The organism is Micromonospora sp. RTP1Z1 (assembly GCF_033804685.1).
Lineage (GTDB): Bacteria > Actinomycetota > Actinomycetes > Mycobacteriales > Micromonosporaceae > Micromonospora.
The window spans coordinates 129,272-139,098 of sequence record NZ_JAPFQV010000009.1; the positions used below are offsets into that span (position 1 = coordinate 129,272).

General features: G+C 69.7%; 11 protein-coding genes and 1 tRNA gene. 3 read left to right on the top strand and 9 right to left on the bottom strand.

The genetic code is table 11. The features are described 5' to 3' along the window. Window positions 1-144: 144 nt before the first annotated feature. Window positions 145-981, top strand: coding sequence for a regulatory iron-sulfur-containing complex subunit RicT (locus tag SLP03_RS07470; protein ID WP_319459784.1), 837 nt, complete (start codon window positions 145-147; stop codon window positions 979-981). A 32-nt stretch (window positions 982-1,013) separates the two neighbouring features. On the opposite strand, the gene SLP03_RS07475 is transcribed toward SLP03_RS07470, so the two are convergent. Then, window positions 1,014-1,166, bottom strand: coding sequence for a hypothetical protein (locus SLP03_RS07475; RefSeq protein WP_319459785.1), 153 nt, complete (start codon window positions 1,164-1,166; stop codon window positions 1,014-1,016). A gap of 223 nt (window positions 1,167-1,389) precedes the next feature. On the opposite strand from SLP03_RS07475, the gene SLP03_RS07480 reads away from it, so the two are divergent. Further along, window positions 1,390-1,635: a hypothetical protein gene (locus SLP03_RS07480; RefSeq protein ID WP_319459786.1), complete on the top strand. Its 246-nt coding sequence runs from the start codon at window positions 1,390-1,392 to the stop codon at window positions 1,633-1,635. Window positions 1,636-1,698: 63 nt separating this feature from the next. Here the strand turns inward: SLP03_RS07480 and SLP03_RS07485 are convergent, their stop codons facing one another. Beyond that, on the bottom strand, window positions 1,699-3,345 hold the full coding sequence (locus SLP03_RS07485) for a recombinase family protein (protein ID WP_413644484.1): 1,647 nt from the start codon (window positions 3,343-3,345) through the stop codon (window positions 1,699-1,701). 174 nt (window positions 3,346-3,519) lie between these two features. Further along, the gene (locus tag SLP03_RS07495) at window positions 3,520-5,256 is read right to left on the bottom strand and encodes a metallophosphoesterase family protein (RefSeq protein ID WP_413644485.1); all 1,737 of its coding nucleotides are present in this window, start codon (window positions 5,254-5,256) and stop codon (window positions 3,520-3,522) included. A 134-nt stretch (window positions 5,257-5,390) separates the two neighbouring features. Here SLP03_RS07495 and SLP03_RS07500 point away from each other — a divergent pair. Beyond that, window positions 5,391-5,464: transfer RNA gene (locus SLP03_RS07500), tRNA-Thr, on the top strand. 17 nt (window positions 5,465-5,481) lie between these two features. Here SLP03_RS07500 and SLP03_RS07505 read toward each other — a convergent pair. From SLP03_RS07505 to SLP03_RS07530, 6 genes are all read right to left on the bottom strand, one after another. After that, window positions 5,482-5,703 (bottom strand): hypothetical protein, encoded by a 222-nt coding sequence (locus tag SLP03_RS07505; RefSeq protein WP_319459788.1) that lies wholly within the window; start codon window positions 5,701-5,703, stop codon window positions 5,482-5,484. Between the two features lie 38 nt (window positions 5,704-5,741). Further along, window positions 5,742-5,954, bottom strand: coding sequence for a hypothetical protein (locus tag SLP03_RS07510; RefSeq protein WP_319459789.1), 213 nt, complete (start codon window positions 5,952-5,954; stop codon window positions 5,742-5,744). Between the two features lie 79 nt (window positions 5,955-6,033). Further along, window positions 6,034-6,681 carry a response regulator transcription factor gene (locus SLP03_RS07515; RefSeq protein WP_319459790.1) on the bottom strand — a complete coding sequence of 216 codons (648 nt, stop codon included), beginning with the start codon at window positions 6,679-6,681 and terminating at the stop codon, window positions 6,034-6,036. 14 nt (window positions 6,682-6,695) lie between these two features. Then, a complete protein-coding gene (locus SLP03_RS07520; protein WP_319459791.1) occupies window positions 6,696-8,042 on the bottom strand; it encodes a sensor histidine kinase in 1,347 nt (448 codons plus the stop codon). Continuing rightward, complete coding sequence (locus SLP03_RS07525; protein ID WP_319459792.1) at window positions 8,039-8,809, bottom strand: ABC transporter permease; 771 nt, start codon at window positions 8,807-8,809, stop codon at window positions 8,039-8,041. Before SLP03_RS07525 ends, SLP03_RS07520 begins: the two co-directional genes overlap by 4 nt. Continuing rightward, a complete protein-coding gene (locus SLP03_RS07530; RefSeq protein ID WP_319459793.1) occupies window positions 8,806-9,531 on the bottom strand; it encodes an ABC transporter ATP-binding protein in 726 nt (241 codons plus the stop codon). Before SLP03_RS07530 ends, SLP03_RS07525 begins: the two co-directional genes overlap by 4 nt. Between the last annotated feature and the right edge of the window lie 296 nt (window positions 9,532-9,827).

Sequence of the window (9,827 nt, forward strand, 5' to 3'; positions counted from 1 at the left end):
TATTCAGCCGTCCGGGCGAGGATCAACGGCACGACGGGATGGGGGTCCGTCGGTCGAGTCGACAATCGTGGATCGCTGCGCGCCGTGACCGTCCGGCGACGCCCCGCCGGGGCGCACCGGTCACCGCGTCGTAGGGTGAGGGGCATGGGCATGCTCTGCGCGGTCAGCTTCAACCGGTACGGGCGCCTCTACTACCTGGACCCGGGTGAGCTGCGCCCGCAGGTGGGCGACCGGGTGCTGGTGCCCACCGACGACGGGCCCGAGGTGGCCGAGTGCGTGTGGGCCGCGCAGTGGGTCAGCGAGGACACCGACAGCTTCCCCAAGCTGGCCGGCCTGGCCCAGGACGAGGATCTGCGCCGCGACGAGGTGCTGCGCCGGCGGAAGGCCGAGGCGAAGGTCGCCGCGAAGCGGCTCATCCGCGAGCACGGCCTGCCGATGAAGGTGGTGGCGGTCGACCACGTGCTCGGCGCGCCGGAGACCGGCAGCGACCGGACCACCGTCTACTTCACCGCGCCGCACCGGGTGGACTTCCGCTCACTGGTCCGCGACCTGGGGGCGACCCTGCGCTGCCGGGTCGAGCTGCGGCAGCTCTCCGCCCGGGACTCGGCGCGGGTGCAGGGCGGGATCGGCTCCTGCGGCCGTGACCTGTGCTGCGCGACCTTCCTCAACGACTTCGAGCCGGTCACCATCCGGATGGCCAAGGACCAGGACCTGCCGCTCAACCCGCTCCGGATCTCCGGCGCGTGCGGCCGGCTGATGTGCTGCCTCAAATACGAGCACCCGCTATACGTCGGAAGCAGCACTTACCCGACGAGCGGGCAGCGGGTCAGCACGTCGGAGGGCGAGGCGCGGGTCGTGTCCCGGCATCCCCCGAGCGAGACGGTCACCGTCCGACAGCTCTCCGATGGAGCCACCAAGCGGTGCGCGCTGTCCGAGGTCTGCGGATCGCGCCGCGCATACGAAGGGGGCCCCACTCCGTAGAGCAGGGCCCATCTCCTCGGGTGGGAGCAAAGTCAGGTGGTGCCGGACTGCTGTCGGCGCGGGTTGGTCCACGCGAGGAACCGCTCGAACAGAGCGAACGTGTCGGGCGGGGTGTCCGGGTGCAGGCGCATCAGGTCGCTGACCGCGTCGTGCAGCATGCTGCCCATGTAGATCGACAGGACCATGTTCCGCTGGTACTCCGACAACATGAGATGTCGGGCCGGCTCGCACGGCCATGCCTGACCGCACGCCCGGCAGGAGATCCTCGGCACGCCCACCTGGGCGAGGCTGCGTGAGCAACCGAACCAGCGGGTACGTCGACCTGCTCACCGCCGACCAGCGCGAGGAGAAGCTGCCCGCCTGGGTACAGCGGAATCTCTCCGGTCTGCGGCGTGCGCTCGACGAGCAGTGGGAGCTGACCAGGCTCGCCTGGCCACCAGCCCCGACGAGACCGACACCCTCATCGACCGGTACGACGACATCCCGATCGGGCTACCGACGGGCTGCCGGGTGAAGTTCAAGGTGGGTCCGAGCGACCTGCGGGACTACATCGAGGTGCGGGTGGCGCAAGGTGGCGTCGAGGTCCACGCTGGTGGCCCGATGGCGATCATCCCGCAGGTGACCAACGTGCTGCGGCTGGAGATGCGGTCGTGAAGTAGAGATAGGCCCCCTTCCCCCTCATTACGGGGTGCGGAAGGGGGCCTTTTTCGTACCCGTCTACGACCAGGCGGGCGTGAAGTCGGACTCGATCATCTCTGCCTTCCACACCGGCTCGCCCTGCTTGGGTCGACCCTTGCCACGCGGTACCACCCTGACGAACTCGAAGGCGTCCCGCAGGATCGTGCGCTGCTCGCCGAGATCCAGCCGGTCGAACTCCTCGTAGGCAGCCTCCACGTCGATCTCCTCGGCGGGACCACCCAGGGAGCCAGCCTTTGCCAGTGCGTCCTGGATCTCAGCCAGCTCGGCGCGGAGCTTCGCGGTACCGTCACGCAGCGAGGCACGGTCGATGAGGCCGGCAGTCCGGTCCTCCACCAGCTCGGCCATGAGCTGTGCGATCTCGTCCTCGCGCTGCTTCAGGGGTGCCGTGTCGATGTTGAGCGGCTGCGGGCGGAAGGTCACCCGCCCGGTGGCCTCCATCTGCCCGATCAGCCGGCGGACGATCTGCGCATCGGCGAAGTCAACGCCGACCGAGCAGTGCCCTCGCCCGACCCCGGGCTCGCTGGCCTTGCCCTTGCAGACGTAGATGTTCTCGTCCGTCTTGCGTCGCCGGCTCGCTCCCAGCGGCCCGCCGCACACCGAGCAGGTGGCGATGCCAGAGAGCAGGTTGGCCAGCTTCCCCCAGGACGAGTCCGGCCGCTCCCGGTCGGCGAGCTTGCTGTCTACCGCACGCCAGGTCGCTTCATCCACGATCGGTGTCCACTTCCCCTCTCCCATGATCTCCCCGTACAGCGTCGACTTGGCCATGTTGCGAGGGGAGCGGAGCAGGGCCCGCACGGCGACGTTGGTCCACCGGCCAGTCGGGCTGTAGTTCCGCGTGCGAGGTGCCCGGGGCCGGGCCGTCTCCGAGTCCGGGGCCGAGGTGGTGAAGCCGGCATCGTTCCACTCCCGAGCGATGGACGTGAGCGCCTTGCCGTCGATCACATCCTGGTACGCCTTCTGAACCGCCGCCGCCTCGTCTTCGCGCAGCGTGCCGTCCAGCTCGTAGCCGAACGGTCGCCTGATCCACTGAGGCTTGCCCTCAGCTACCCGCTGGTCGTTGGCCAGGATCTGCCGCTCAGCCTTCCGCTCGGTCTCTGCCGATGCGACGGCGGCCAGGATGCGGGCGACCATCCGACCCACGTCCGTGGTCAGGTCGATGTCCCCGGTGGCGGTGGCCAGGCCAACGTTCTGCTCCACCGCCATCTCGATCAGGGACTCCAGATCCTTCATCGAGCGGGTCACCCGGTCCAGGTGCCAGGCCACGATCAGGTCTGCCTCGCCGGTCTGGATCATCTGGACCACGCGCCGCCAGCCGGGGCGGTCGGCAAGCCGGGCAGTGGTGGCCGAGATCGTGTCATCGACTACCTCGACCACCTCCCAGCCACGGGCCAGGGCCAGCGCCCGGCATGCCTGCTCTTGGCGCTCCAGGCCGGCACCCTCGCCGGTCCTGTCCATGCTCATCCGCAGGTAGAGAACGGCTCGAAGCGCACTCATGGCCGGCGATGCAGCCTTCATGGCGCGACGTCGAGCGGCGCTCTTGATCCGGGGTGCGGTGGGGGTCATGCTGATTAAGGTAGATGAAGTGCTACCTACGGTCAAGAGAGGATACCCGCTATACCAGCGGTTCCAGGAGTCCGCCCCGGCCATCGGCAGCCGCGTCACCACCCCGGAGGGGGACGGCAAGGTCGTCGGCCACAGCGTTCCCCGCGACTCGGTGACGGTCCGCCTGGACGCCGACGGCTCCCGCTGCTCCTGCAGCCGAGCCTCCGTCTGCGCCCCCCGCCAGGCCCACGACCAGCACTATCCCTCCTGACCCCACCGCCTGTCCTCGCATGGGTGTCAGGTGAGGGTGATGGGGGGTTCGGCGAGGCGGGGGGTCATCGGCGTCCTGGGGGTGAGCCAGGAGGCGCTGGGGGACTGGTCGGAGTTGAGCTGCCAGGCGTGGGAGACCTTGTCCACCGCGATCGGATAGATCGTCAGGGTGCCGTCCGGGTCGATGCGCATGCGCAGGAAGGACTTCGAGTCCTCGATGCCCTGGCCGGCGAAGAGCTCGTTGACGTTCACCCCGAACGCCCCCGCGATCAGCAGGTACGCCGCCACCACCTGGCTGGACACCAGACCGATCAGCGGACCGTAGACGACCGCCGCCGCGACCACGGGCAACGGCCACGGCCAGTCGTACAGGGGCAGTTCCAACCAGGCCCAGGTGCCCGCGGCGGCCAACGCCACCTGCGCCAGCCCGTGGCCCACGCCGAGGATCCAGTGCCGGGCGTGCCGCTTCCCGCCCGCGCTGGGCGGCTTCGCGAAGAACGCCGCGCTCAGCATCGTCACCACCAGCATGATCACCAGCGGCACGCTGAACAGCCGCTGCTCGGTGGTGCCCGCCCGATTCGTCGCCACCCCGGCCATCGCCAGCATCAGCAGCGTGTGCAGGGTGCCGAGCAGGGTGGTGAAGCCTGGGTTGCGGAACGGCAGCCGGGCGAAGATGCCCCAGCCGTACCGCCGGGAGCGGGCCTTCTCCGGATAGCGGGCCACCAGGTCGTACGGGCGGGTGCGGCTGGCCCGGCGGGACAGCGTGTCCCGCGGCGGCACCTCCAGCCGCTCCGGCAGCTGGTGCGTCGGATAGAGGTACGCGCCGCCGCCACCGCTCGTGATGAGCTGCCGGTCCGGGCCGGTGTAGCGGGCGTAGTGATGCAGGTCGCCGGAGACCAGCAACCGCACCTGGGCCCCCGTCGGCGCGATGATCGTACGGATGAAGTAGTCGATCGAGTCGTACGCCGTGGGATGGTCCGCGGCCTTGACCCAGGTCGGCGCCGGCACCGCCAGGATCACCCGGGACCGCGGGGTGAGCTTGCGGGCCACCTCGTCGAAGTAGGTGAGCTGCGGGTCGTCCAGGTACGACCCGGACTGGTCGTCGAGGCCGAGCAGCCACCAGCCCGCGGGCAGTTCCACCGCGAAGTACGACCGGGACTGGCCGGTGCCCCAGCCGGCGAAGTGCCGGTCCCGGGAGCGGACGAAGAGCCGCAGGAAGGCGGTCAGGCCGTCGTACCAGTCGTGGTTGCCGGGGACCGCGAAGAGCGTCGGCCGCTCGGGCGGGGCCACCGGCAGGGCGGCCTGGTACGGCCCCTTGCACCGGTCCTCGTACGCCTCGTAGGACGCCGACGGATAGACCTGGTCACCGCCCATCACCAGGGTCTGCGCCCGGGGCAACCGGTGCCCGTCCACCGTCAGCTCAGGCTGGGCGAGCAGATAGGCGACCGAGTAGGTCGAGTCGAAGCCGTCGCCCAGGTCGGCGACGTAGTCCAGCCAGAGCCCACCGTCGGGACCGACCTGACGGAAAATCCCGTCGCCAAACGCGTTCTGCAGCTCCCGTTTGTCCAGGTACGCACCGAACAGGATCGCCAGCAGCGTACGGATGCCGGTGCTGATCAGCAGGAACGGTGCGAGCCACGGCACCGGCTTGCGCGGTGCGAAGCCCAACTCAAGTGGATCCGTGCTGAGCGGCCGGCGCGCCGCCCGCTCGCCCGGGTGCGCCTCGGGGATCGGCTGCTGTTCCGGTACGTGATCGTCGCTCACCCGCCGCAGGGTAGTCCCGCCCCGGTGCGAGCGCTGTCCGACGAACGACCCAACATTCCTCGATGTCCGGATCCCGGCGCCGGGGGATCCCGTTCGGCCTGGGGCGGGGGTGTGCCGTACACTTGACGATCGTTGCCGCCTTAGCTCAGTCGGCTAGAGCGACGCACTCGTAATGCGTAGGTCGACGGTTCGATTCCGTCAGGCGGCTCGGTACAGAAGCCCAGGTCAACGACCTGGGCTTCGCCGTTTCCCGAGGTTGATCACGCTGCCGTCCGTGGTGCCGGTCCGCAAATAGTCCGCATCCCGCGCCGCGACCGCCTCGTCCAGCCGGTTGGCCACCGCGTCCAGGTCGCCACCGAACAGACCCGCGTACACGTCCAGGGTCATCGACGCCGAGGCGTGCCCGAGCATCCGCTGCACCGCCTTGACGTTGGCGCCCGCCGCCACAGCCAGACTCGCCGCCGAATGCCGCAGATCGTGCGGAGTCAGTCCGGCCAGCCCGACCGACGCCGGTGATTCTTCGGCGTTCCTTCGACCAACTCCCCGCCGACCTCCGCGAACGCCACCGCCACGGTGACCCGACGCCGCAGCAGATCCAGCCGCGATACCCGCAGCGCCGACGCCTCACCCCACCGCAGACCCGTGTAGGCCAGGAACCGGACCAGCAGCGCATAGCGCCCGCACGCGTCCGCGAGCATCGCCACTCCACCTGACTGTGGAGAAATCGATGGTTGCCAACGACCTAGTGCATCGTGATGCTGTTGTCTTTACGTGACATCAGCCGCCGCTGACGTGGCGGAGGACGGCCAGGACGCGGCGGTTGTCGCTATCCGAGGACGGCAAACCGAGTTTCGCGAAGATGTTCGCCACGTGCTTCTCCACGACTCCGGAGGTGATGACAAGAGCCGACGCGATCCCGGCGTTGGATCGTCCCTCGGCCATCAGCGAAAGCACCTCACGCTCCCGGGGGGTCAGCGACGCCACCCCGGCCGTGTCCTGCCCGGCCCGCATCAGGTGGCCGACCACCTCCGGATCCAGCGCGGTGCCACCGGATGCCACCCGGGTCAGCGCGTCCACGAAATCGGCGACGTCGGCGACGCGGTCCTTGAGCAGGTATCCGACGCCGGTCGGCCGGTCGGCGAGCAGGCGGGTCGCGTAGCGGGTCTCCACGTACTGGGAGAACACCAACACACCGACGTCGGGATGGTCGCGTCGGATGTCGATCGCGGCGCGCAGTCCCTCGTCGGTGTGCGTCGGTGGCATCCGGATGTCGATGATGGCTACATTCGGTACGCTGGCGGCAATCGCGGACCGCAACGCATCCGCGTCGGCCACCGCCGCGCACACCTCGAAACCGCGGTCGGTGAGCAGCCGGACCAGCCCTTCGCGCATCATCGCGGCATCCTCCGCGATCACCACCCGCATGTCGTCGCCTCCGTTCACACCTGTGTGGGCAGCTCGATCTCGACCCGGGTCGGACCACCGGTCGGACTGTGTGCGCGCATCCGGCCGTCCACGACGGCGATGCGGCGGGCCAGGCCGGACAGGCCGGGACCGTCCGGGTTCGCCCCGCCGATGCCGTCGTCCTTGACGGTCAACATCAGGCGCTCGCCGGATCGGACGACGCCGAGCCCGATACGGGTCGCCCGGCTGTGTTTGGCCGCGTTCGCGAGCAGCTCGGAGGCGCAGAAGTAGGCGATGGTCTCGATCGCGGGCGCCGGGCGGTCGGGCAGCTCGACGTTCACCGCGACCGGGATGGCGCTGCTCGTCGCGAGCGTCGCCAGCGCGTCGCCGAGACCGTTGTCGAGGACCGGCGGGTGGATCCCGCGCACCAGGTCGCGCAGGTCGGCGAGGGCATCCTTCGCTCCGCGGTGGGCGAGCGCGACCAGTTCGCGGACCTGTGGGAGGTCGGGTGGCGGGCCGTCGACACCGAGCTTCTCGGTCGCCATGCCGAGGTTCATCGCCAGCGTGGCCAGCCGGATCTGCGCGCCGTCGTGCAGGTCCCGTTCCAGCCTGCGCATCATCGCGGCCGCGTCGTCGATCGCGCGGGCCCGGGTGACCTGCAGTTCGCGTACCCGCTCGGCGAGCCGACGCGGACCGAGCAGCCGTCGCATCGCGGCAAGGTCCAGTGTCGTACCGGCCCGCATCAACCACGGTGCGACCAGCAGCATGGCGAGGCCGGCCGCGGCGATGAGGAACGTTCCGGCGAACGTCCGCGTACCGATAGTGCCGAACGGCGTCAGCGCCCACACCGGTCCGAGGCGCGTTCCGGCCGGGTGGTTGCGAAACAGCGGCCACCACACCGGGTAGCTGAGGTTGACCAGGCCGAACACGTAGCAGAACGCGCCGTAGCCCTCGGGGATGGCCAGTGGCACCTTGAGCAGGCCGTACCCGACGGTGCGCCAGCCCGGTCCGTCGGAGACCACGACGCTGATCCGCTTCGAGAGCCGGGGCGGCGGGGCGTCCACGTGCACGTCGAGCAGCCGGTCGGCGAGTGAGCGATGCACGGCTCCCATCGCGCGCCCGATCGGGGCGGCCAGCACGACCAGGAGCGCGATGGTGAGCGGAAACAGGACCAGGAACACCGGTGCGACGGCAGGTGCGGGCTGGTTGGACATGGCTCCGGTCGCCCAGAGGATGAGGACGCCCAGGGCCGGCACGATCGCCGGTACGCTCAGGATCGCGGCCGCACTGACCACGCCGACGACGCAGAACACCGCCCGGCGCAGGGCCAGTGTGGTGAACGGAGCGCGCAGCGCGGTCATCAGCCCATTGTCGCTGGTCACGCGTCGCGATGGCGGAGCAGCACGCCGCCGCACAGAATCGCTACCGTCGCGTACCCGCACATCAGCAGCGCGCTGATCCAGCTGGAGAACAGCCCGGGTACCGGCGAGGTCACCGCGATCGAGTTGAGCAGCATCAACAGCGGGACGAAGCGGCCGACCTGGATTCCGCTCTCGCCGAACAGGCCGGCCACGATCATCGGGACGAACATCAGACCGAACAGCGTGCCGATCGCGGCGCCCGAGTGCCGCACGATCGTCCCGATGCCGACCCCGATCAGCGCGGTGACGCCCAGATAAACGCCGGTCAGCGTGACCGCGCGCAGGATCGCCGGGTCTCCGAGGGATGCGGCCGGGATGGCGGTGCCGCGGATCGCGAGCTGCCCGCTCAGATAGCCGGCGAAGCTCGCGACCAGGCCGACGGTGAGAGCCGCGCCGCCGCACACGGCGACCTTCGCGGCCAAGACGATCCGACGCCGCGGGACGGCGGCGAACGTCGAGCGGATCATCCCGGTGCCGTATTCGCCGGTCACCATCAGGACGCCGAGCGCTCCGAGGAGCAGCTGGGCCACAATGGCGCCGCCGAGGCTGTTGTTCAGGATCTGGGCGGCGGTGGCGACCGGGGTGTGCGATCGGTACCCGAATCCCACCCCGGCCCCGGCCGCGGCCATCGAGACCACCGCAGCGATCGCCAGCCACCACGTCGACCGGACGCTGCTCAGCTTGATCCGCTCCATCCGGGCCGCGTGCCGGAATCCGTACCCGTTCATGACGCTCCCACTCCGCGATAGTCGGTGGCCTGTGAGGTGAGCCGGAAGAACGCGTCCTCCAGGCTGTCGTCGCCGGCGGCGAGTTCGGCGACGGTCGTCTCGGCCAGCAGCCGGCCGCGGCCGATGACCACCAGCCGGTCGGCCGTCAGCGCCATCTCGGCGATCAGGTGGCTGGACACAAACACCGTCCGGCCTTCGGCGGCGAGTCCGCGCAGCAGGTCCCGGATCCAGCGGATGCCCTCCGGATCCAGTCCGTTGACCGGCTCGTCGAGCAGGAGGACGCCCGGGTCGCCGAGCAGGGCCACAGCGACGCCGAGCCGCTGGCGCATGCCGAGCGAGTACGTACCGGCACGCCGCGTTGCCGCGTCGGACAGACCGACGATGCGCAGCACCTGCTCGACCCGGGAACCGGGGATGTCGTTGCTCGCGGCCAGCGCGGTCAGGTGCGCACGGGCGCTGCGGCCGGGATGGAACGCCCCGGCATCGAGGAGCGCGCCGACCGTCTTCAACGGCCAGTTCAGGTCCGGGTACCGGACGCCGCCGATCAGTGCCTCGCCATGGTCCGGGGCATCTAGGCCGAGGATCATCCGCATCGTCGTCGACTTGCCGGATCCGTTCGGGCCGATGAAGCCGGTCACCACCCCCGGCTGCACCCGGACGCTCAGCCCGTCGACGGCGACCCGGTCGCCGTAGCGTTTCGTCAGCTCACGTAGTTCGATCACACGATCGACGCTAGGCAACGCCGTCGGCGGTCGGAAGCCGGAAAGCATCCGACTCCGCCTGGAGGTTTTCCGCCCCCATCGCGGTCCCGACCCAGTTAGTGTCCCGTGACCGTGACCGGTTTACTTTCGAGTTGTTCGCGACGTAAACCGATCAGGGTCACGGGACACTCAGGGGTAAAGCAAAGTCAGTTGATCATGTTCGGGATGCGGTGAGCAGGGGCAGGATTAGTAGTTTGTTGCCGTGGAGTCGCTCCAGGACTTGTTTGATCTTGGTGTGGCCGGCGAGGCGGATCAGT